The organism is Bacillus sp. PS95, from assembly GCF_037963565.1.
GTDB lineage: Bacteria > Bacillota > Bacilli > Bacillales > Bacillaceae > Bacillus > Bacillus subtilis.
On sequence record NZ_CP150160.1, the window covers coordinates 2,698,706 to 2,720,700 of the forward strand.

A 21,995-nucleotide genomic window follows, 5' to 3' on the forward strand; every position below is an offset into this window, starting at 1 on the left:
GCACACCCCTTCTGCCGCGGGCAAATAAAAACCGCAGACAAAGAAGACACCAATGCCTCTACTGCCTGCGGGGAGTTGCGTATGTCCGACTATTCCGAATTTAATGCGTGCGATAAGCATCGGTTAAGGAAGGACACGAACTCTTCCACAGGCTGAATAAACCATGAACTTTTACATGTGTATCACGTACAGGTTGACGTCGTTGTCTCATTGTCATTTTGGTTCAGCCTCCTTTGCTTTTTTTCTTACTTTGTAAGTATATCCACCAAATTCCATTTTGTAAACATCTTTTTCTAAAAATGGACGGAAATTGTGCAAATCATCGAATGGATTTGCCCGTTGGTCATGACACCTGCTTCATTTCTTTTCTGGAACGGTCTTTCTTATGATATGCAATAAAATAAATGAGACCGACAAATACAGCTCCGCCGATGACATTACCGATAAAAGCCGGAATGATGTTTCCGATGAACTGCCCCCACGTGAATGAGCCTGCAAAAATGGCAGCAGGAATCACAAACATGTTGGCGACAACGTGCTGAAATCCGATAGCCACAAAAGCCATGATTGGGAACCAGATGCCAAGGATTTTTCCTGCTGCGTCTTGGGCGCCGAAAGAAAGCCACACTGCAAGACATACAAGCCAGTTACAGCCGATGGCGGAAATGAGAACCTTGCCAAAGCTCATATCAAGCTTTCCTTGGGCAACGGCAATCGTTTTTTCTAAATAAGGACCTGTTTCAGTCAATCCAACCAAATGCCCGAAAAAGTACGCAACAAACAATGCGCCGATTAAGTTCATAATTGTGACGATTCCCCAGTTAATCGCTAACTCTTTTACTGAGATTTTTCTCGAAAATAGCGCCATCGCAACTGACATCATATTGCCTGTGATCAGTTCAGCGCCAGCGAGTACGACAAGGATCAGGCCGACTGGAAATACTGCTGCTCCAATCAAACTGGACAGGCTCCCCCATTCTTTCGGAAGATCGCCGATTACCCTGATATCAAGCAAATACCCAAGCGCGATAAATGCACCGCCTAAAAACCCCAGCACGAGCAGTGACGGCAGCGGAAGCTTTATTTTTTTCATCCCTGCTTCAATTGCTGCTTCCGCTATTTCATCCGGTTTTCGAAAAGCCATAATTAAACGCCTCCATTACTTCTTCTTTTCTCACAGTTATGCAAGAAAGGCAATAAAAAAGGCAGCACTCAAATAACCTGTGTCAAACCAGGCGTTTGAATGCTGCCTAACTTGTATGCATACCCATACAACAATATCAAGCAGTATGAAGATATTGAAAGAGAATATATACAGTTCGTGCATACATTCCATTGCTTTAGCCTTCTATAACTGTAGCAACATCATATCAAATGTGACAAATTTGTGTCAATAACAAATATACTAGCTTTGCAGAGCTTCTTTTTGCTCATCTATTTTTCGGTCAAAAACAAATACAGATACAGCGATGTTTTCCTCAATTTTAATATCAGAAAACAAATGGACTAGCTTAGCTCCCATGAGTTCCTCCATTCCTTCCGGTGTTTGTTTGGAATAAAGGTCTTGAATTAGGCTTGTCCGGGCCGCATGTACCATCTCTCTTCCTTCAGGCGTGCGGGCGATAAACTGCTCGCTTGCACTCAGATTTCCGTATAGTGTTGAAACTGCCATGTTTTCTACAAATACAGTATGAATTCTCTCAGGCCCTTTTCCGAACAATTCTTTGCGAAGTTTTCGAATGATATCATTGAATTCATGAATTTTTTTAGACATGCTGATTACCCCTTCCGATATTGCCTTATAAAGGCTTTTCCCGGTTCCCCTCAGGACATTTCACTTGGTTAAAATTTTCCTGCCATATTGTATTATAATAAATATCACATTATAATAAAAGCAGTGTTGATGGATTTGTAATAGGATCTTGTTATGAGTCTATCGTTTTATAAAAATCAAGGATTGGTCTGTTAGTAAGACTTGCTAGTGAACTATTCCGCCATGTGTGTTTACACCTTCTTAGAATTAAGGGCAGGTGTATCTATACATGGCTTTTTTTGACTTCTTGAAAGAAAGATGGAGGGGAATATGAATATGATGGACGTTAAGTCGATCAGTGTCCGTGTAGACGGAACAGAAATTCAAGCACGAGCAGGGGCCACAATTTTAGATATTTTAAATGAAAACGGAATTGAGTACCCGCAGATTTGCCACGTACCAGAGGTTGACCCGATTCAAACTTGTGATACTTGCATAGTAGAGGCAAACGGCAAGCTGGTTCGTTCATGCGCGACGGTTGCAGAAAACGGGATGTCTATTGATCTTTCAGGAAATCGAGTGAAAGAAGCGCAAACCGAAGCGATGGACCGCCTTCTTGAAAATCATTTGCTGTATTGTACAGTTTGCGATAACAACAATGGAAACTGTACGCTGCATAATACAGCGGAAATGATGGGGATCGAGCATCAAAAATACCCATACACGCCAAAAGAAGATCCTTCTTGCGCGGTTGATATGTCTCATCCTTTTTACCGCTATGATCCAAACCAATGTATTGCCTGCGGCCAGTGTGTTGAGGTCTGTCAAAACCTTCAGGTAAATGAAACACTCTCAATCGACTGGGAACGCGAACGCCCTCGCGTCATTTGGGATGAGGGAGTTCCGATCAATGAATCTTCCTGTGTCAGCTGCGGTCAGTGTGTAACAGTATGTCCATGTAATGCACTGATGGAAAAATCAATGCTCGGGCAGGCTGGTTTTATGACAGGCATTAAAGAGGACGTCATGGAACCGATGATTGATCTCGTGAAAAATGTTGAACCGGGGTATGGCAGCATTTTTGCCATTTCTGAAGTCGAAGCGGCAATGCGTGAAACGAGAACGAAAAAAACGAAAACTGTATGTACGTTCTGCGGTGTCGGATGTTCATTTGAAGTATGGACAAAAGGACGGGATATTTTAAAGATCCAGCCTGTTTCTGATGCTCCGGTTAACGCAATTTCCACATGTGTCAAAGGGAAATTCGGCTGGGATTTTGTCAATTCAAAAGAGCGGATCACAAAGCCTTTAATCCGTAAAAACGGAGCCTTTGTGGAATCTTCTTGGGAAGAAGCCCTCGATCTTGTCGCAAGCAGATTAGGATCAATTAAAGAGCAGTACGGTAAAGGCTCTGTAGGGTTTATTTCTTCTTCTAAAATTACGAATGAAGAAAACTACGTCATTCAAAAACTAGCGCGTCAGGTATTTGAAACAAACAACGTCGATAACTGCTCACGCTACTGCCAGTCTCCTGCTACAGACGGATTGTTCCGCACTGTCGGCATGGGCGGTGACGCCGGCACGATTAAAGATATTGCCAAAGCAGGCCTGGTCATCATTGTCGGTGCCAATCCGGCGGAAGGACACCCAGTGCTCGCAACACGCGTCAAACGGGCACACAAGCTCCACGGTCAAAAACTGATTGTTGCTGACCTGCGTAAAAATGAGATGGCTGAGCGATCTGATCTGTTCATCAGCCCTAAACAAGGCACAGACCAAGTTTGGCTGATGGCTGTTACGAAATATATGATCGACCAAGGCTGGCACGATCAGGCGTTTATTGATGAGAACGTCAATTACTTTGAAGATTATAAAGAAACCCTTAAAACGTATACGCTTGATTATGCAGAACGCATCACAGGCCTTTCAAAAGAAAACATCATTCAAATTGCTGAAATGATTCGTGATGCTGACGGCACTTGTGTCCTTTGGGGAATGGGTGTCACACAAAATACAGGCGGTTCTGATACATCAGCAGCCATTTCAAACCTGCTTCTCGCTACGGGCAACTATCGCCGTCCAGGTGCCGGCGCTTATCCTCTGCGCGGACACAATAACGTGCAAGGCGCATGTGATATGGGAACATTGCCTGGCTGGCTGCCGGGATATCAGCATATTACAGATGACAAAGCACGCGCTAAATTTGAAGAGGCATATGGTGTCGAGATTGATGGAAAGCCTGGTTTAGATAATATTCAAATGCTTCATGCCATTGAAGAAGGAAAAATGAAAGCTATGTATCTTGTCGGTGAGGATATGGCACTGGTCGATTCAAACGCGAACCATGTGCATGATATTTTATCAAGCCTTGATTTCTTCGTGGTACAGGACATCTTCCTGTCAAGAACAGCTCAATATGCTGATGTCGTCTTGCCGGCCACTCCTTCACTTGAAAAAGACGGAACATTTACCAACACAGAACGCCGTGTCCAGCGATTGTATCAGGCGCTTCCGACGCTTGGTGACGCAAAACCGGACTGGTGGATTATTCAAGAGGTGGCAAACCGTTTAGGAGCGAATTGGAATTACAGCCATCCAAGTGACATTTTCTCTGAAATGGCGAGTCTTTCTCCTCTGTTTGCCAAAGCAAGCTATGAGGTGCTTGAAGGCTGGAACAGCTTCCTATGGGGCAGCTTCACAGGTGAAAGCACACCGCTTCTGTATGAAGACGGATTTAATTTCCCTGACAAAAAAGCCCGCTTTGCCCTTTCTGATTGGACCGAGCCAGCGGCATTTCCGGAGGAATATGACCTTCATATCAATAACGGCCGGATGCTGGAGCATTTCCACGAAGGAAACATGACAAATAAATCGAAAGGCATCCAAGCGAAAGTGCCGAATGTATTCGTTGAGATCTCACCTGAGCTTGCACAAGAGCGAGGTGTTTGTGACGGTTCGCTTGTACGGCTCGTTTCTCCGTTCGGAGCAGTCAAATTGAACGCGCTGATCACAGACCGGGTACGGAAAAATGAACTCTATCTGCCAATGAACTCGACAGACAAGGAGTCAGCGATTAACTTCTTGACGGGCCCTGCAGCTGATAAACGGACGAACACGCCTGCTTATAAACAGACAAAGGTCCGCATGGAAGTGCTTGGCGGCTGTGAAACAGCGCCGCTTCCAAAAACAAATCCGCGCAACAAAAAACGGCATCCGCAAAACGGAGTCGAAGCAGAAAGAAAATGGAACCGCCCTGGCTATGTCCATCTGACTGATTAAACGATAGGAGGAAAACGAATGGCCACTCCGATTACGACGATCAAAAAAGAAACAAAAACAGCTGAGCAAATTAAGCTTGAAAAAATAGAAGAACTGAAAGAGCTGCTGGCGGAAAATGAGGACGCCGTCTCTAAAACGATGACGTTAATGAATGAACTCAATGATCTTGGAATTTTTGATGCGGCAACAAGCATGCTCAGAGCGAAGGAAGACATTGCCAAGATTGCGCTTGGCCAAGTTTCCCGCGAGCCTGTCACCAACCTCATCAACACGATGATGGCTGCCGGAGGCGCATTGACAAAAGCCGATCCTGAGTTTACAGCAAAGCTTTTAGAAAGCGTAATGGCTGGGACTGAACAGGCACAAAGCTTTTTAAAAGAAGACAAGAAAGTCGGGATTCTCGACCTGTTAAAAGCAATGAACGATCCTGATATCAACAGAGCCGTCGGCTTCGGCCTTCAGTTTTTAAAAGGCATGGGAAAAGAACTTCGAGAACAATAACAGAAAAACAGCCATCGCTGATGATGGCTGTTTTTTTATTCGTCGGCTTCTTCCAAACGCTTCTTGTAAATAAGTGAACGGTCAGCGCAAAAGAAGGCACCGGCTAAAAATACGCAATCCGCTAAAAACATCGTCGATTTCTGGCCTAATGTTAAACCTTGATCAGGGAGAACTGCGCCTATATATAAAAAAGTGCTGACTGCAAGCAATGTAAAAGCAAAATGCTTGTAGTCTTCTTTTAAAGATTTCATTCTATTTTTGTTCAAAAGAATCACCTGCCAGATTCATAGTATACGACTATTATAATATAATCCGGCGGCTTACAGAGAAAGTAATTCTATCCATTTGTTATATATTTTCAAGCGCTTGGCCGATATCTTCCAACAAGTCTTCCGCATCTTCAATTCCTACAGAAATTCTGATCAAGCCGTCCGTAATGCCGAGCTCAAGCCGGCGTTCTCTCGGAATAGAGGCATGTGTCATTCTTGCAGGAACAGAAATTAAGCTTTCAACCGCCCCTAGGCTTTCAGCAATGGTAAACAGTTTCAGATTTCCTAAAAACGCATCAACCCGTTCTTCACTGCCAATATCAAAGGAGATCATGCCGCCGAAGCCCGATCCTTGCGTTTTTGCAAGCTCATGTCCGGGATGATTTGAAGAACCAGGGTAATATAACGTTTGGACAGCAGGGTGATTCTCAAGAAAGCTTGCGATTTTCCGCGCATTTTGATCGATCGCTTCCATTCTGAGTCCCAACGTTTTGATTCCTCTCATTAACAGCCAGGAATCTTGAGGGCCGAGCACGCCGCCTGTGGAGTTTTGCACAAAATGCAGCTCTTCTCCAAGCTCTTTCGAAGCTGTCACAACTAAACCTCCGACGACATCACTGTGTCCGCCAAGATATTTTGTCGCACTGTGCAGTACGATATCAGCGCCTAAAGTAAGCGGCTGTTGAAAATAAGGAGTATTAAAGGTATTGTCTACGATAAGCAGAACACCCGCTTTTTTTGCGATATCAGCCATGAGCGTCAGGTCAGTGATTTTGAGCAACGGGTTTGTCGGAGTTTCAATATAAATGGCTTTTGTATTAGGGCGAATCGCTTTTTCAACTTCTTCCCTGCTGCTCGTATCAACAAATGTTGATTCAATGCCAAGACGGTTAAGCACCTTTGTCATCACGCGATATGTTCCGCCGTACACATCATCAGTCAACACGACATGATCTCCGCTGTTAAACAGCATCATAACTGCTGTAATGGCAGCCATTCCTGAGCTGAACGCATAGCCTGCTTCCCCGCTTTCCAGTTCTGTCACAAGTGCTTCGAGAGCGGTTCGAGTCGGATTGGCCGTTCTTGAATACTCGTAGCCTGTATGCTGCCCTGCTTTCGGCTGCTTGTACGTGCTTACTTGATAAATCGGCACGGAAACTGCGCCTGTTTTCTCATCACCTGTGATTCCGCCATGTATCATCAATGTTTTTTTCTTCATATCAGATGCCTCCTTCGTATATTTGTTTGCTGATATATCGATCGCTGCTGTCAGGAAATACTGTGACAATATTAGTTCCAGCGGATGCTTTTTTCGCTTCCTCCAATGCCGCATAAAGCGCTGCACCTGAAGAGCTTCCGATCAGCAGGCCTTCTTTTTCTGCCGCTTCTTTCACAAGTCTAAACGCATTCTCATCTGTTACGGTGTAGATCTCGTCAAAATGGCTCTTATCCATATAATCGGGGATAAACTCCATGCCGATGCCCTCTGTTTTATGAGCGTGGGTCTCTCCTCCGTTTAAAATCGAGCCCTCCGGTTCAACAATCACCGTTTTGACTGCTGGATTTTTTTCTTTTAAGAAGGAAGCTGTCCCTGCGAATGTGCCCCCTGATCCTGCCCCTGCGACAAATGTATGAATATTCCCGTCAAGCGCTTCCCACATTTCAGGTCCAAGCGTCTTATAGTAAGTCGATGGATTTACTCGGTTTTTAAATTGCAAAACGCAATAAGAATTTTCAATTTCAGTCTCCAGCTGAATGGCTTTTTGAATGGCTCCCTGCATTCCGTCTTGACGCGGTGTATGAATGATTGATGCGCCAAGCGCTTGCATAATTTGCTGTTTCTCTCTGCTGAAATGTTCAGGGACACAGAAAATCGCTTTCAGCCCATATTTTCTGGCACTTAACGCAAGGCCGATCCCTGTATTGCCTGCCGTAGCTTCTATAATCACTCCGCCGGGTTTCACTTTGCCTGAATCGAGCGCGTCACGAATCAGCATATCTCCCAGTCTGTCTTTGATGCTTCCCCCTGGATTCATCATTTCAAGCTTGGCATACACCGCGACTCCTTCTGGAACATCAAAGTTCTTCAAGCGGAGAAGCGGTGTATTCCCAATCAGCTCGGTAATGTCCGTAATCACTGTCATATATGTCCTCCTCCTTAATAGAGGTTGTTTTTAGAGAAAAACGGAGGAGAACGTTCTCCCCGTTTTAATGAATTCGTTTGATCACCTTTAACACAAGCTCTGTTGAATGAACAGCCGCCTGCTCTAAAAATTGGTCAAATGAAACATGTGATTCTTTTCCTGCGATATCTGATAACGCTCTGATGACGACAAACGGCGTTTTAAATTGATGGCATACTTGAGCCACTGCCGCAGCCTCCATTTCAACCGCGTACAGATCAGAAAATCTCGCACGCACCTCTTCAACCCGCTTCGGATCGTTCATGAAAGAATCGCCTGTTGCAATCGTTCCTTTTGCAACCTGAATGCCGTCGAGTTCAGATACCGCTTCTTCAGTGATGCTGATCAGCTTTTCATCCGCCGCATAAGCAGCCGGAAGACCCGGCACTTGGCCGTATTCATAGTCAAAAGCCGTTACGTCTACATCATGGTGGCGAACGTCAGTGGAAATGACGACATCCCCTACATTCAATGTATGATGAAATCCGCCGGCTGAGCCTGTGTTAATGACATAATCAGGCTTGTAACGGTCAAGCAGAAGCGTCGTGCTGATAGCAGCATTTACTTTTCCAATTCCTGATTTTAAAAGAATCACTTCAGTTCCTTCATATTCGCCTGTTGTAAATTCACAGTGTGCGATCGTTTCTGTTTTTGCATTTTCAAGTTTGTTTCTTAAGATGGTAACTTCCTCTTCCATTGCTCCGATGACTGCTAGTCTCATCTATTCACATTCCCTTCACTTTACCGTTTGATCGCCTCCATTATCCACACGAAGTCGTTTTGCTGAGTGAATCGGACTGCAAAACCTTCAGCTGTAAACATTTCTTTCAACGCATCCAATGTAGGATAATGCTCTGTCTCTAAATCATTTGCAAGCTGATAAAAGCCTTGAGAACGGGCTTTATCGATAGCCTGTTGATACGCTTGCGCATTTTCAAAGACGGTATCGGCAAACACTATTTTATCATGCAAGTGAAGGTATTTGCCATATTGCTTTATGGCAGCCCGCTTTTCTTCGTCAGTCAAATGATGAAAAGCATATGAACTGACAATCGTATCAGCCTGAAATGGCGGCTCAGGGAATGTCAGGAAGTCTCCATCAACGATTTCCGTCCTGCCTGAGAGCTTGTCAGAAGCCAGTTTACGCATTGCTGGAGAAGGTTCGATTCCAAATACAGTTTTGCCTGCATCGAGCAGCTTAGCTGTCAAATTCCCGGTCCCCGGGCCAAATTCTAACACATGCGTTCCAGATTTGCTGACGATGGCATCAAGGATATGATCGTAGCCTCTGAACGCTTCTTTATACTGAATATCTAAACCTTGTACTGTTTGATCATAAGTTGCTGCCCAATCTTCAAAGAGAGGGATAAATTCACGGCCCATATTTGTCACACTCCATATTTAATAATTCCTATAAGTATACTATGGATTAATGATGGAACAGTTCCTATAATACCACATCTTCTGAAAAGCAGGTACTAAAACACTTTGTGTATTTTATGCCATCTCATATTGCGCATTGACCGCAAAAAAGCTTATACTTCATATGACTTGTGAAAGCTGGAGGGTCAAGACATGAATTTTCAATTAGATCTGATTAAAGACAAAGTGGAATTTTTTGAAGCGGCTTCATTGCAGGAGCTTGAAAAGAAAATCAATACACAAATTGAAAACAATAAAGCCATCATGCTCCGGGTGAAATCTGTTTCACACCAAACTGCTGTGGCAGAAGGAAGAATATTGTACAGCGCGGTGGTTCATTTCTCAGCTGAAGCCTAAAACAAAAGCAGCCGGTTTTAACCCGGCTGCTTTTGTTTATTTTAGCTTTTCTACTTTTGTCGGCTTCCAGCCTTTTTCATCGACCCATGTAATCGTGACTTGATATTTATTCCCAGTCGCCTTGTCCAAAATCTTGCCTTTGGCATCCTGAGGGCTGCCGTTATTTCCAAGCCAGAGCACCGTCATGTTATCTGTTGAGACACCAGTTGCGTACGAAATGGCTTTCAGCATCTCAGCCCAGTCTTGTGAGCTTGAATCATAAGTAGCGGCATGCTCGCCAGTCTGCTCAGTTCCGACTGCTTTCCAGTCAGGATTTTCATACGTTTTTTCCACATCGCTCGATGAGCCGCCTTCTGTTACTTTTGCATCTTTAAGCCCGTCACCGGCTGAATCTGAGCTTGAATCTGAATCAGAGTCATCTTTTTTAGAAGAAGAATCATCTTTTTTGGAATCAGAGTCAGAAGACTTCTCAGAATCCTTTTCGCTGTCAGATGTATCTTTCTTGCTGTCTTTTATATCCTCATCCGATTTCTTTTCCGTCTTTCCTGAAGCCGGAGATTCCTGTTTTTGCGCCGTTTCAGAATCCTTGCTGACATCTTTGCTAGAAGGACTGTTAATGAAGAGATTCGCTGCTACTACGACAATTAGTATGGATACGATTGCGATTAAAATGTTAAGCACTAAATTGGCTTTTCTGCGTTTATCACGATTTTCATAACGAGATTGATTATTGCTCAATAATTCTGCACTCCTTTATCCCTCTTGGCTCAGCATATATTTTAACATGTGCTGAGAAGTTGTTCTATTTCTGATTGATTTCAATTTCGTGTACTTTTTTAACAATATCATAAAACACCGAATTTGTCAGAGCCTTATCTCCCGGTGTATCCATGTGTAAAACAACTAGAGCGTATTTCGGCTTATCCGCGGGAAAATATCCGGCAAACCATTTTTCGTAGAGCGTTTCCTTCTCTTTTGAAAGCTTGCCTGTCTGGGCTGTGCCCGACTTCCCTGCTACAGTATACGGAAGATCTTGAAACCTTCTGCCCGTTCCGGAAGGAGATTCTACTACCCGCCGCAGTATTTTTTGAAGCTGCTGTGACGTATATTTGTCTATCGTTTCCCCTTTGAGCTTCTGATCTTTAAACGTAACGAGCGTTGTGCCGTTCTTATACTCAATTTGTTCGGCAATTTTCACCTGCCGTTTTTCTCCGCCGCGGGCGATTGTCGCCATCATATTGGCTACCTCCAGCGGCGTTACCTTTACATTTTTCTGCCCGATTGCTGTTTGCGCAATGGCTTTTTTGACTGATTTGTCTTTTTCATCCCCCCAAATCACGCCGCTTTTTTCGTTATACAGCTGGCGGAAATCGGTTTCGTGGTACAGTTTTCCCTCCCAGCCTGCCCGATCAGTGAGAGCCAGCTTCTCGGACATATCTTCAATAACCGAGCTGTCTTTTTTCATTAATTGTTCTGCAAGACTCGTAAATGTGTAATTACAGCTTTGGGCAAAACTTTCATCAAAAGACAAGGTGCCTTTGTCGTCCCCCGGTTCCCCGTACAGGTTTAAATTGCAATTAAAGGTTTGACTAGGCTTCACCATATTATTTTCGATTGCAGCTGCGGCAATGACTGTTTTAAAAACTGATCCGGGATAGATTGGCGTCAGCATATAATTTTGAAGTGTGTTTTGCCGGGACACGTCTGCATCTGGTTTGCTTACAATTCCCAGAACACTGCTATTTTCGATGTCCAGCAGCACAGCTCCTCCCTTTTTCAGCCCCTGTTCATCCAATACCTCCTCCATCGCTTTTTGAATGCTTTGATCGATCGTTGTTTTGATCTGGAGCGGATAAAATGTATTGGCTTCAGCTGTATATTTGACGTCCATGCCAAACAAAGGGTTTCCTTTTCCGTCCACATGATATAAAAGCTTTGTGTCTTGTTCCGGAAGCAAAAACTCGTCAAATGTCCGTTCTAAACCGGTTGTTCCGATTTCTGTTGTAATCGGAAGGCTCTCCTTGTCAGGATATTTCTTGCGAAGCAGCGCCGGATCTTGGTTCGTGCTCCCTATCGTATGTGAAGCAAGGCTGGGCTTGTCTTCATTCTCCATATATACGCCGTAAATGCCGGGATATTTCAAAGAATTGATTTTTGTGATAGATTGTTTTGAAAGTGTTTTGATTTTCTTTTGCTGCAAAATGACCGGTTTTTTTGCCTGACCTAGTGTCTGGCGCAAATCATCTTCAGACATGCCGAGGATGTCCGCAACTTTTTTGATCGGCCAATCCTGCGTCAGCAGAAAAGGGAACAAAACAACCGCAGGCTCGCTTTGTCCTGTCAGCGCCCGCCCGTTTCGATCTAAAAAAGAGCCTCTTCCATCTGAAATGAGCACTTCCTCCGTCCGCTGTTTCACACTTTCTTGAATCAAATTAATTTTCTTTTTAGAAAATGATTCTGTGAAAAACAGCTGGATTTCTGCAAGTCTCAGCAGAAGCAGAAAAAATACAATCAAAAAAGCGATGACTGCCAGCTTCATTCGTTTCGATATCTTCATAAAAAAACACCTCACCCACATTGTGGACGAGGTGTTTCGCTGCTAAACAGATATTATGAAATTTTCACAATTTTCACGAGCATTTCTCCGCCCGGTGTTTGTACTGTGACTTCTTCATCTACTTTTTTGCCCAAGAGGCTTTTTGCGATCGGTGAATCGTTTGAGATTTTCCCTTCAAACGGGTCAGCTTCCGCGCTTCCGACGATCGTATATGATTCTTCATCACCGTCAGGCAGTTCGACGAAAGTGACGGTTTTACCCAAACCGACAACGTTAGAGCCGCCGTCATCTTCAATGATTTTCGCATTGCGAATCATATTTTCAAGAGTCGTCACGCGGCCCTCTACAAATGCCTGCTCTTCTTTCGCTGAATCGTATTCAGAGTTCTCGGAAAGGTCTCCGAAGCTTCTCGCAATTTTGATTCGCTCTACTACTTCTTTTCGTTTAACCGTTTTCAAATATTCTAATTCTTGTTCAAGTTTTTGTTTTCCTTCTGCAGTCATAGGAAAAACTTTCTCTTGTGCCATGTCCCTTCACTCCTTCTGGTTGTCCCTCAACATCTTCGATTATGTATGAGAGCATAAACTAAAAAATACAAGAATGAGAACACAGGGCAGTCCTCGTTCTTCTCTCCCATATAGGTACTGTTTATCTTAAACTGAATCGTGTCGTTCTGCAAATATTTCGCGTTTATAAACAGGGAAAGAAGGGAATTCGCACATTCCCTTCCTGCCTATACATAATATGGTCAGAGTTATTTATGTCTATGCTATGGTATTACAAAATCGCGTTTTGTTCAAGAATGGTTTGAATTTTTGTGACCATCAGATCAATTGCGACGTGATTCTGACCGCCTTCCGGGATAATAATATCAGCGTATCGTTTCGTCGGCTCGACGAATTGGTTATGCATCGGACGGACCACTGACACATATTGTTCAATGACAGAATCAATAGAGCGTCCGCGCTCATTAATATCTCTCATAATCCGTCTGATGATACGCAAGTCAGCGTCCGTATCAACATAAAGCTTGATATCCATCAGATCACGAAGCCTTTTGTCTTCAAGAACAAGAATGCCTTCAAGGATAATAACATCCTTTGGCTCTACGTGAACCGTTTCTTCTGAACGTGTGTGAAGCTTATAGTCATAAATCGGCTTTTCAATCGGGCGGTAATTCAATAGATCTTGAATATGCTCGATTAAATAGTCATTATCAAACGCAAGCGGATGATCATAGTTTGTGTTCAGCCTTTCTTCAAACGGAAGATGGCTTTGGTCTTTATAATAAAGGTCCTGCTGGATCATTAAAATTGAGTGTCCTTTAAACTGTTCATAAATGGACCGTGTGACACTCGTTTTTCCTGAACCGGAACCTCCTGCGATTCCAATGACTACTGGATTCTTACCCATGGGCTGTTACTTCCCCTTTCTCATCATGTTGCTCGGATAAATCTTTTTGTCTAGTTTGAATTTGACAATTTGCAGGGGATGGCGGGCAGCATCTAGCTCATTTCCGTCTTCGTCCCAAATGGTTTCAATCGTATGTGTAAAGTTTTCGATTTCTGGTCCGAAAAATTCCACTTCGTCGCCTTTTTTGAAGAAATTGCGCTGCTGAAGCGTGACCATTTGTGTATCTTCATCATAATTCAGCACTAAGCCGACAAAATCATATGTCGTTTTCTTGGCGTGTTCGCCGAACATTTGCTCTTCATAGCCTGGCGTTCCTTCAAAGAAAGCTGTCGCAGTGTCCCTGTTGGCGCACTTATCAAGCTCTTCAAGCCATTCTTTTTGAATCACAAAGTTCTCTGGATCAGCGCAATAAGCATCGATTACTTTGCGGTATACGCTGACAACAGTTGCTACATAGTGAATGGATTTCATGCGGCCTTCAATCTTTAAGCTGTCGATCCCCATTTCAATCATTTTTGGAATGGATTCAATCAGCTTCAAATCTTTCGGGCTCATCGCAAATGGTGCATCTTCTTCACCATACAAAGCAACGGCGTTGGCACCGTCTGTTTGGTAGAGATCATAATCCCAGCGGCATGACTGGCAGCAGCCTCCGCGGTTGGAATCCCGCGCTGTCATGTGATTGCTCAGCACGCAGCGGCCGGAATATGCAATACACATTGCGCCATGAATGAAGGATTCGATTTCGATATCTACCTTTTCTTTCATTTCTCTGATTTCAAGAGCGCTAGTTTCACGTGCCAGCACGACGCGGTCGAGACCTTCTTCCTTCCAGAACTGGACAGCCTTCCAGTTTGAAAGAGACTGCTGTGTGCTCAAGTGAACCTCAACATTCGGCGCCACTCTGCGGCATGTTTCAATAATAAGCGGATCTGCCACAATAATACCGGCAACGTTGGCGTCTCCAAGCGCTTTTAAATAGTCTTCAAGCCCGTCCATGTTTTCATTATGAGCGAAAATATTCGTTGTTACGTAGATCTTCGCGCCATATTTCTTTGCGAATTCAACGCCTTCTGCAATTTCTTCGATCGTAAAGTTATCGGCATTCGAGCGCAGCCCGTATTCCTGTCCCCCGATAAAGACCGCGTCCGCTCCGTAATGAACAGCGATTTTCAGCTTTTCAAGATTACCCGCAGGTGCGAGAAGCTCCGGCTTTTTCGTAATCACACGCTTTCCATTAACGATTGTGGATATTTTATCATTTACGGCAGTCATAGCTTAACCTCCTTTTGATTAATAAACCGTTTCCTTGAAGAAGAATCCGGTATCAATTTTTCTGTTTACAGGCTGGATGCTTTCAATGCGTTCGATCCAGTCTTCTTTTTTCGCTTCGTATTCGTCACGGTTTTCCACGCACAAATCAATTGCTTCTCTGTACATTTTGGTGACTTCTATTAGGTATTCAGGCGTTTTCAAAACACCATCGATTTTGAAAGAATCAATTCCGGCATCTATCAATTCCTCGAGCTCATCAATGATGCACACATCGTTCGGGCTCATGATGTGAGTGCCGTTTTCATCTTCGAAAATCGGATATTTATTATCGCGTTCTTTATCGTGTAAAAACATGCCTGATTCTTTTTTCTTTCTTTCAATGTCCATGACTTTGCCCTGATATTCAAAATAGTTTCCAATCAAAGAACGCTTCGATTGGAACATGCACGTCATTCCATGCACCTGGATTTCAATTTCGACTTCAGCATTTTCTTTAATCTCAACAATGCTGTCCATGTTTAATTCTCTGGCAAGCACAGAACGCGCCGCACCCTTGCGTCCCCAGTAGTTGCATGTATAATAGTTGGTGCCTGTCGTTTCTGTGCTCCAATGAAGCTTCAGATCAGGCGCAGATTCACGGGCAGCCATCAGCACGGCAGGATCGCCGAATACCGCTGCATCGACACCGGCTTCTGCTAAGAAAGCCAGATATTCGCCAAGCTCACCCACTTTATCATTATGGAAAATTGCATTTACAGCAACGTATACTTTTGCCCCTTCTTTGTGAGCAATCTCTACGGCTTTTGTTACATCTTCACGAGAAAATTCTCCGGCTAATCTCAAGCCGTATCTCTGTTCCCCAACTAAAAACGCAGTTGCCCCAGCCTGTATGAGCGGCAAAATGTCCGCTGTACTTGTCGGCGTCACTAAGAGCTCTGGTTTTTTCATGACGTTCACCTCTTCTTTTTACTAATCGCAAGTCCGTCCCCGACAGGAATAATCGCAGTTTGATAATCCGGATGATTCATCAGCCAATGATTATATTCATCAATTTTTGCTACAAGCCTGCGCCTTCTCTTCGGTTCTATTTTGCTGTAATCCTCTGCCACCAGACCTTTAAACAGCACGTTGTCTGTTATAACCACCCCGTCCGGTGAAAGCATCGGTTCATATAAATGAAAAAAGTTTTGATACTGACCTTTTGCAGCGTCAATAAAAATGACATCGTAAGGCGCGGTTACATGAACGGCGTCGGCTAATTCAAGCGCATCTCCGTAAAAAACATGAATCCGGTCATCAAGCTGAAATTCCTTGATATTGTTTACCGCTTCTTCATGCCGTTTCTCATTGCGTTCAATTGTATATATTTCAGCAGACGGCAGCTCCAGCGCCATTCGAATGGCTGAATAACCAATGGCCGTTCCGATTTCTAGTATTTTTTTCGGCTGTTTCACAGACAAAATTTGAAGCAGCACCTCCATGCCCGCTTTTTCCATAATCGGGACATGATGTTCTTCTGCATATGCTTCAAGCTTCTTCACGTTATCCGGCCGAGGCTTTAATAATGCTTCTATATAGTCATTTATTTGTTCATACCGGTCAGTCACTACAAACAGCCTCCCGTTCTAAAAAGGAGTGCCCCAGTCTTATGCGCAGGACACTCTCTGAATACATCATGATACATCGGTAAACAACCCGATATATTTTATCATAAAACCTTGCGGAAAGCGAACAAAAGGAGAGCTTTTTGCTCTCCTTTTATTTCTCATTTTTTGAGGAAATGTATTTTTCTTTTGCTTTATTATGCTCTTTTAGCGTTTTTGTAAATACGACCTCACCATTTGATTTGGCCAAGAAATACAGATAGTCCGTTTTATCCGGATGCAGCGCCGCTTCCCATGACGACATGCCGGCATTGGCAATCGGCCCTGGCGTCAGCCCTGTGTTTTTATACGTATTGTATGGTGAATCGATTTCCAGATCATTATAAAGAACCCGATCTTTATGCTTGCCTGCCGCGTACAGGACGGTCGGATCTGTTTGGAGCGGCATTTTCTTTTTCAGGCGGTTATAAAAGACGCTCGCAATTTTGTGGCGGTCGGCTTTTTCAGTCGCTTCTTCTTCTATCAAAGAAGCCATCGTCAGCAGCTTATGCACAGAAAGTTTGTTTTTCTTCATTTCTGATTTATATGTTTCCACATAAGAATTTGTCTGCTTAATCATTGCCTTGATAATGTCTTCAAGTGATGTGTCCGGATCGTTAAAAGGGTATGTAGCCGGGAATAGGTACCCTTCAAGCGGGTGCTTAATGTTTTTATTGAAAACATCATTTGTCACAGTGTCCGGGAATTCTTTCTTCAGCTGATTGATAAATGTTTCATCGTCCAGCTTCGCTATGACTTGTTTTTTAGAGTATTTTGTTTCATCAGCAATAGCAGCCGCGATTTGGGTCAGCTGTGCTCCCTCAGTCACTGTGATTTGAAAAGCGTAGCCTGTAGCCCCGCTTGTCAGCTTCTGAATAATGGCATCTAAATCCATACCTTTATTCAGATGGTAGAATCCGGCCTGAAACCCGGAAGCACCTTTATATTTCACATAGTACTGAAACGCCTTCTCGCTTTTTATGACATCATTTTTCTTTAATATCGATGCGATGGCTGAAACAGACGAACCGCTCGGAATGTTAATATTAACTGTCGTTTTACTGTCTTTTTCAACAGGTTCAAGCAATGATTTCCCATATAAAAATGCCCCGCCAATGATGAGAAACAGCACAACAATGGAAGACAGTATGATTCTTTTTTTATTAAAAAACGATTTTTTTTGCTGATTGATATACATTAGGTCTCCTCCCATCAGCTCTTATACTACATGATTCATTGTATTTCGGCAATTTATTACAAAAAGAGGCCTGCATAAAGCAGAAAAAAGCCGGAGCAGTATAGCTCCGGCTTTGATTTGGCGCGATGTTTTACTCTTCGTCTTCGTCCGCTAAGAATGTGTTTAGTGTTTCTTCGATCATATCCCATTCTTCGTCAGTTTCAATCGGGAATAGCTCACCGTTTTCACCGTCTTCGTTTGGCGTGAAGCTGGAAGCAAGAATTTCTACTTCTTCGTCATCTTTTGATTCGATTGGATAGTACAAGACATAAGACTTGCCAAACTCTTCGTTTTCAAATGTAAACAGCACTTCACAAAGCTGTTCATTTCCTTGATCGTCAACAATTGTAATATTTTTTTCGCCGTGTTCCATTTTCTTCACCTCTGGCTTTAATTTAAGCTGTCAAGATATCCTTGTAAAATCATAACAGCCGCCATTTTATCAATGACTTTTTTTCGTTTTTGCCTGCTGACGTCAGCTGCAATCAGCATTTTTTCAGCCGCCATTGTGGTAAGACGCTCGTCCCACAGCACAACAGGAACATTGTACGTTGTTTCAAGCACTTTCGCAAATGTTTGGCTGGCTTCGCCTCTCGGGCCGACTGTTCCGTTCATGTTCTTAGGAAAGCCAAGCACGATTTTATCTATAGTATAGTCCTTTATCAGTTCAGATAAACGGGATAAACCATAATCGCCTTCTGCTTCATTTATCTTTATGGTCTCAATGCCTTGAGCAGTCCAGCCCATTTCATCGCTCAGAGCTACACCGAGTGTTTTGGTTCCTAAATCGAGTCCTAATATTCTCATTCTTTATTTACGCCTCTTTATGCTGTTCTAAATAAGACTTTACCAATTCCTCGATTAATTCGTCTCTTTCAAGTTTGCGAATTAAATTGCGAGCGTCACGATGCCTAGGAATATAAGCGGGATCACCTGACAGCAAGTATCCGACAATCTGGTTGATTGGATTGTAGCCCTTTTCCTGAAGCGCGTCATACACTGTAATCAGCACCTCATTTACGTTAGTCTCAGCAGAATCATCGGAGAAATTAAATTTCATCGTTTTATCAAACGAGCTCACCGTTTTGCACCTCTTTCCCAAATTCGCAGGCAAAGTTCAGCCTGGGGTCCTAATCTTACCATCATTCTACACTACATGGGCGAATTATAAAACGGATTTCACCCAATCTTCTACAGAAGCCAAGGCTTCTTCTAATTTTTCCGGCTGTTTGCCGCCTGCCTGCGCCATGTCCGGACGGCCTCCGCCGCCTCCGCCGCAAACTTCCGCAGCTTGTTTAACCAGCTTGCCGGCGTGAAGGCCTTTCTCAATGAGGTCCTTTGTGACTCCGGCAGAGATATTAACTTTATCGTTTTGTACCGCACCAAGCACGATCACCGCAGAGCCAAGCTTTGCTTTGAGTTCATCGACCATAGTGCGGAGATGATTCATGTCTTTTGCATTTACTTTTGCCGCAAGCACGTTTACGCCGTCAACTTCTTTTACTTTCGACAGGATTGCTCCTGCTTCCACGTTGCCTAGTTTTGCAAGAAGAGATTCATTTTCTCTTTGTGCATCCTTCAGTTCAGCCTGCAGAGCCGCGACCCGTTTCGGCACTTCTTTGATATTTGTTTTCAGCTCGTCAGCGGTCTGCTTCAATACAGAAATCTGGCTGTTCATTTCGACGTAAGCGCCTTGTCCCGTTACAGCTTCAATCCGTCTTGTGCCTGCTCCGATTCCGGATTCAGAAACGATTTTAAACAAACCGATTTCTGCTGTATTTCTGACATGGCAGCCGCCGCACAGCTCTAAGCTGTAATCTCCAACTTGAACGACACGGACAATATCGCCATATTTTTCGCCGAACAGTGCCATCGCACCCATTTCTTTTGCTTCAGCGATCGGTTTCAAATCAATGCTGACCGGGATGCTCGCCCAGATCTTTTCGTTTACGATTCTTTCAATTTGTTCGAGCTCTTCTTTTGTCACTTGGCCAAAGTGCGAGAAGTCAAAACGAAGACGGTTTTCCGTTACAAGAGAGCCCGCCTGATTGACATGAGTTCCAAGAACGTCTTTTAGAGCCTGATGCAATAAATGCGTTGCCGTGTGGTTTTTAATGACGCCGCTTCTCATATGGTCTTCAACTTCAGCCGTAACATGCAGGCCTTTTTGAACAGTACCGCTCTCCACAACACCTTCATGCACATGCTGGCCATTCGGCGCTTTTTGAACATCTTTAATTCTTACAACTGCCTGCTCGCTTCGGAGATAGCCTTTATCGCCAATTTGGCCGCCGCTTTCTGCATAGAACGGTGTTTCATCAAGAATGATTTGAACGCTTTCTCCTTCATGAGCCTCTTCGATTAATTGGCCGTCATGAAGAAGCAAAATGATATTGGCATCAGCTTTGGTTTGAGAGTAGCCGACAAATGTGCTTTCATCTGTCACGTCGCGCAGTGCGCCGCCCTGCACCTGCATGCTGCCGACATCCTGGCGAGCGTTTCTTGCCCGTTCACGCTGCTGGCTCATTTCCTCCTCAAAGCCCTCATGGTCAACCGTCATGTTCTCGTCTTCTGCATATTCTTCAGTCAATTCAACCGGGAATCCATACGTATCATACAGTTTAAACACATCAGCACCTGAGATAACGCTGCTGCCCTTGTCTTTTTCTTTTTTGATCATTTCTGACAGGATCGCAAGCCCTTCATTAAGGGTCTCATGGAAGCGTTCTTCCTCGGTTTTAATGACTTTTGCGATGAAATCCGCTTTCTCTTTCACTTCAGGATAGAAATCAGCCATGATTTCTGCGACAACCGGCACTAAATCAAACATGAACGGACGATGGATGTTGATCGTTTTGGCATAACGCACGGCACGGCGTAATAAGCGTCTTAATACATAGCCGCGGCCTTCATTTGACGGCAGCGCACCGTCACTGACAGCAAAGGCAACCGTTCTGATATGGTCGGCAATCACTTTAAACGCAGTGTCTTTCACATTGTCTTTGCCATATGTTTCACCAGAAATCGATTCTGTTGCTTTAATGATCGGAACAAACAAATCGGTGTCAAAGTTTGTCGGAACATTCTGGATGACAGATACCATTCTTTCAAGACCCATGCCTGTATCAATGTTTTTCTTTGGAAGCGGTGTGTACGTGCCGTCAGGGTTATGGTTGAACTCTGAGAACACAAGGTTCCATACTTCCAGGTAACGGTCGTTTTCCCCGCCTGGGTAAAGCTCCGGATCTTCTGGATCATTACCGTATGCTTCACCGCGGTCGTAAAAGATTTCCGTATTCGGTCCGCTCGGCCCTTCACCGATATCCCAGAAGTTCCCTTCCAGACGGATAATTCTTTCTTCAGGAATACCGATTTTTTTCGCCCAAAACTCATATGCCTCTTCATCTTCAGGATGAACCGTAACAGAGAGAAGCTCTTTGTCGAAGCCAATCCACTTGTCGCTCGTTAAAAACTCCCAAGCCCATGTAATGGCTTCTTCTTTGAAATAATCGCCGATGGAAAAGTTTCCGAGCATTTCAAAGAAAGTGTGATGGCGCGCAGTTTTACCTACATTTTCTATATCGTTTGTTCTGATCGCTTTTTGAGCGTTTACGATTCTTGGATTTTCCGGCACGACACGGCCGTCAAAATATTTTTTCAGCGTCGCAACACCGCTGTTGATCCAAAGCAGTGAAGGATCCTCATGAGGCACTAATGACGCGCTTGGCTCTACCGCATGTCCTTTTTCTTTAAAGAAATCCAAAAACATTTGACGCACTTCCGCAGAAGTTAAGTGTTTCATTGTATTTCCTCCTCTATAAAAATCGAAATTCTCTTCAGTGACAGCAAAAAAGCCCTCCCCCTATGCAAACCAACGTTTACACAGGGACGAGAGCTGTCTCGCGGTACCACCCTGATTACGGGCATTCATGCGCCCGTCACCTTTAACCCTGTAACGCAGGATAAGCGGCAGTGATTAACTGCACTCAGGATTAGCTTCCTCCGATCTTCTGATAAAGCTCCTTTCAGCTTATGGAGCTTCTCTCTTTAACAGGGCTTCGGCGTACTCAGATCCGTCACTCGAGATTCGTATGTATTCTACGAGA

The 21,995-nt window shown here is 44.0% G+C and carries 22 protein-coding genes; 3 read left to right on the top strand and 19 right to left on the bottom strand.

What is annotated here, in order from left to right:
* Positions 1-343: 343 nt before the first annotated feature.
* Positions 344-1,144 carry a formate/nitrite transporter family protein gene (locus tag NSQ12_RS14085; protein WP_003229815.1) on the bottom strand — a complete coding sequence of 267 codons (801 nt, stop codon included), beginning with the start codon at positions 1,142-1,144 and terminating at the stop codon, positions 344-346.
* 261 nt (positions 1,145-1,405) lie between these two features.
* Entirely contained in the window at positions 1,406-1,774 is a 369-nt protein-coding gene (locus NSQ12_RS14090; RefSeq protein ID WP_004398508.1) for a DUF2294 domain-containing protein, read from the bottom strand.
* 315 nt (positions 1,775-2,089) lie between these two features.
* Here NSQ12_RS14090 and fdhF point away from each other — a divergent pair, with 315 nt between their 5' ends.
* Together fdhF and NSQ12_RS14100 are read left to right on the top strand one after the other, a co-directional pair.
* Complete coding sequence (fdhF, locus tag NSQ12_RS14095; protein ID WP_010886582.1) at positions 2,090-5,032, top strand: formate dehydrogenase subunit alpha; 2,943 nt, start codon at positions 2,090-2,092, stop codon at positions 5,030-5,032.
* 18 nt (positions 5,033-5,050) lie between these two features.
* A complete protein-coding gene (locus tag NSQ12_RS14100) occupies positions 5,051-5,533 on the top strand; it encodes a DUF1641 domain-containing protein (protein WP_003246168.1) in 483 nt (160 codons plus the stop codon).
* Between the two features lie 35 nt (positions 5,534-5,568).
* Here NSQ12_RS14100 and NSQ12_RS14105 read toward each other — a convergent pair whose 3' ends face one another.
* From NSQ12_RS14105 to NSQ12_RS14125, 5 genes are all read right to left on the bottom strand, one after another.
* Positions 5,569-5,799 carry a YrhC family protein gene (locus NSQ12_RS14105; RefSeq protein WP_003237358.1) on the bottom strand — a complete coding sequence of 77 codons (231 nt, stop codon included), beginning with the start codon at positions 5,797-5,799 and terminating at the stop codon, positions 5,569-5,571.
* An 82-nt stretch (positions 5,800-5,881) separates the two neighbouring features.
* Entirely contained in the window at positions 5,882-7,021 is a 1,140-nt protein-coding gene (locus tag NSQ12_RS14110) for a bifunctional cystathionine gamma-lyase/homocysteine desulfhydrase (RefSeq protein ID WP_017696065.1), read from the bottom strand.
* 1 nt (position 7,022) lies between these two features.
* Positions 7,023-7,946 carry an O-acetylserine dependent cystathionine beta-synthase gene (locus NSQ12_RS14115; RefSeq protein WP_339174957.1) on the bottom strand — a complete coding sequence of 308 codons (924 nt, stop codon included), beginning with the start codon at positions 7,944-7,946 and terminating at the stop codon, positions 7,023-7,025.
* A 64-nt stretch (positions 7,947-8,010) separates the two neighbouring features.
* A complete protein-coding gene (gene mtnN / locus NSQ12_RS14120) occupies positions 8,011-8,706 on the bottom strand; it encodes a 5'-methylthioadenosine/S-adenosylhomocysteine nucleosidase (protein ID WP_009967881.1) in 696 nt (231 codons plus the stop codon).
* Between the two features lie 20 nt (positions 8,707-8,726).
* On the bottom strand, positions 8,727-9,368 hold the full coding sequence (locus NSQ12_RS14125; protein ID WP_029318171.1) for a class I SAM-dependent methyltransferase: 642 nt from the start codon (positions 9,366-9,368) through the stop codon (positions 8,727-8,729).
* A gap of 192 nt (positions 9,369-9,560) precedes the next feature.
* Here NSQ12_RS14125 and NSQ12_RS14130 point away from each other — a divergent pair, with 192 nt between their 5' ends.
* Positions 9,561-9,764 (top strand): YrzA family protein, encoded by a 204-nt coding sequence (locus tag NSQ12_RS14130; RefSeq protein ID WP_003229806.1) that lies wholly within the window; start codon positions 9,561-9,563, stop codon positions 9,762-9,764.
* Positions 9,765-9,800: 36 nt separating this feature from the next.
* Here the strand turns inward: NSQ12_RS14130 and NSQ12_RS14135 are convergent, their stop codons facing one another.
* The 12 genes from NSQ12_RS14135 to alaS form a co-directional block, all read right to left on the bottom strand.
* Entirely contained in the window at positions 9,801-10,502 is a 702-nt protein-coding gene (locus NSQ12_RS14135; protein WP_003246156.1) for a YrrS family protein, read from the bottom strand.
* A gap of 64 nt (positions 10,503-10,566) precedes the next feature.
* Positions 10,567-12,321 carry a penicillin-binding protein 2 gene (locus tag NSQ12_RS14140; protein ID WP_004398903.1) on the bottom strand — a complete coding sequence of 585 codons (1,755 nt, stop codon included), beginning with the start codon at positions 12,319-12,321 and terminating at the stop codon, positions 10,567-10,569.
* 53 nt (positions 12,322-12,374) lie between these two features.
* Positions 12,375-12,848, bottom strand: a complete 474-nt coding sequence (gene greA / locus NSQ12_RS14145) for a transcription elongation factor GreA (protein WP_004399078.1) — start codon at positions 12,846-12,848, stop codon at positions 12,375-12,377.
* A 250-nt stretch (positions 12,849-13,098) separates the two neighbouring features.
* Positions 13,099-13,734 carry a uridine kinase gene (udk, locus tag NSQ12_RS14150; RefSeq protein WP_003225916.1) on the bottom strand — a complete coding sequence of 212 codons (636 nt, stop codon included), beginning with the start codon at positions 13,732-13,734 and terminating at the stop codon, positions 13,099-13,101.
* Positions 13,735-13,740: 6 nt separating this feature from the next.
* Positions 13,741-15,009 carry a U32 family peptidase gene (locus tag NSQ12_RS14155; RefSeq protein WP_003229802.1) on the bottom strand — a complete coding sequence of 423 codons (1,269 nt, stop codon included), beginning with the start codon at positions 15,007-15,009 and terminating at the stop codon, positions 13,741-13,743.
* 18 nt (positions 15,010-15,027) lie between these two features.
* Positions 15,028-15,957 carry a peptidase U32 family protein gene (locus NSQ12_RS14160; RefSeq protein ID WP_015714428.1) on the bottom strand — a complete coding sequence of 310 codons (930 nt, stop codon included), beginning with the start codon at positions 15,955-15,957 and terminating at the stop codon, positions 15,028-15,030.
* Between the two features lie 5 nt (positions 15,958-15,962).
* Entirely contained in the window at positions 15,963-16,616 is a 654-nt protein-coding gene (locus tag NSQ12_RS14165) for an O-methyltransferase (protein ID WP_015251578.1), read from the bottom strand.
* 151 nt (positions 16,617-16,767) lie between these two features.
* Entirely contained in the window at positions 16,768-17,850 is a 1,083-nt protein-coding gene (gene mltG / locus NSQ12_RS14170) for an endolytic transglycosylase MltG (RefSeq protein ID WP_088326642.1), read from the bottom strand.
* A 130-nt stretch (positions 17,851-17,980) separates the two neighbouring features.
* A complete protein-coding gene (locus tag NSQ12_RS14175) occupies positions 17,981-18,262 on the bottom strand; it encodes a DUF1292 domain-containing protein (protein ID WP_003246199.1) in 282 nt (93 codons plus the stop codon).
* A gap of 17 nt (positions 18,263-18,279) precedes the next feature.
* A complete protein-coding gene (ruvX, locus tag NSQ12_RS14180; RefSeq protein ID WP_003229795.1) occupies positions 18,280-18,696 on the bottom strand; it encodes a Holliday junction resolvase RuvX in 417 nt (138 codons plus the stop codon).
* Between the two features lie 7 nt (positions 18,697-18,703).
* Positions 18,704-18,970 carry an IreB family regulatory phosphoprotein gene (locus NSQ12_RS14185; protein WP_003225903.1) on the bottom strand — a complete coding sequence of 89 codons (267 nt, stop codon included), beginning with the start codon at positions 18,968-18,970 and terminating at the stop codon, positions 18,704-18,706.
* Between the two features lie 84 nt (positions 18,971-19,054).
* Positions 19,055-21,691: an alanine--tRNA ligase gene (gene alaS / locus NSQ12_RS14190; protein WP_339174961.1), complete on the bottom strand. Its 2,637-nt coding sequence runs from the start codon at positions 21,689-21,691 to the stop codon at positions 19,055-19,057.
* Positions 21,692-21,995 lie beyond the last annotated feature (304 nt).

Coding starts and splice junctions, on each gene's coding strand:
- NSQ12_RS14085 (WP_003229815.1), bottom strand. CDS start 1,144: ATGGCTTTTCGAAAACCGGATGAAATAGCGGAAGCAGCAATTGAAGCA.
- NSQ12_RS14090 (WP_004398508.1), bottom strand. CDS start 1,774: ATGTCTAAAAAAATTCATGAATTCAATGATATCATTCGAAAACTTCGC.
- fdhF (WP_010886582.1), top strand. CDS start 2,090: ATGATGGACGTTAAGTCGATCAGTGTCCGTGTAGACGGAACAGAAATT.
- NSQ12_RS14100 (WP_003246168.1), top strand. CDS start 5,051: ATGGCCACTCCGATTACGACGATCAAAAAAGAAACAAAAACAGCTGAG.
- NSQ12_RS14110 (WP_017696065.1), bottom strand. CDS start 7,021: ATGAAGAAAAAAACATTGATGATACATGGCGGAATCACAGGTGATGAG.
- NSQ12_RS14115 (WP_339174957.1), bottom strand. CDS start 7,946: ATGACAGTGATTACGGACATTACCGAGCTGATTGGGAATACACCGCTT.
- mtnN (WP_009967881.1), bottom strand. CDS start 8,706: ATGAGACTAGCAGTCATCGGAGCAATGGAAGAGGAAGTTACCATCTTA.
- NSQ12_RS14125 (WP_029318171.1), bottom strand. CDS start 9,368: ATGGGCCGTGAATTTATCCCTCTCTTTGAAGATTGGGCAGCAACTTAT.
- NSQ12_RS14130 (WP_003229806.1), top strand. CDS start 9,561: ATGAATTTTCAATTAGATCTGATTAAAGACAAAGTGGAATTTTTTGAA.
- NSQ12_RS14140 (WP_004398903.1), bottom strand. CDS start 12,321: ATGAAGATATCGAAACGAATGAAGCTGGCAGTCATCGCTTTTTTGATT.
- greA (WP_004399078.1), bottom strand. CDS start 12,848: ATGGCACAAGAGAAAGTTTTTCCTATGACTGCAGAAGGAAAACAAAAA.
- udk (WP_003225916.1), bottom strand. CDS start 13,734: ATGGGTAAGAATCCAGTAGTCATTGGAATCGCAGGAGGTTCCGGTTCA.
- NSQ12_RS14155 (WP_003229802.1), bottom strand. CDS start 15,009: ATGACTGCCGTAAATGATAAAATATCCACAATCGTTAATGGAAAGCGT.
- NSQ12_RS14160 (WP_015714428.1), bottom strand. CDS start 15,957: ATGAAAAAACCAGAGCTCTTAGTGACGCCGACAAGTACAGCGGACATT.
- mltG (WP_088326642.1), bottom strand. CDS start 17,850: ATGTATATCAATCAGCAAAAAAAATCGTTTTTTAATAAAAAAAGAATC.
- NSQ12_RS14175 (WP_003246199.1), bottom strand. CDS start 18,262: ATGGAACACGGCGAAAAAAATATTACAATTGTTGACGATCAAGGAAAT.
- ruvX (WP_003229795.1), bottom strand. CDS start 18,696: ATGAGAATATTAGGACTCGATTTAGGAACCAAAACACTCGGTGTAGCT.
- alaS (WP_339174961.1), bottom strand. CDS start 21,691: ATGAAACACTTAACTTCTGCGGAAGTGCGTCAAATGTTTTTGGATTTC.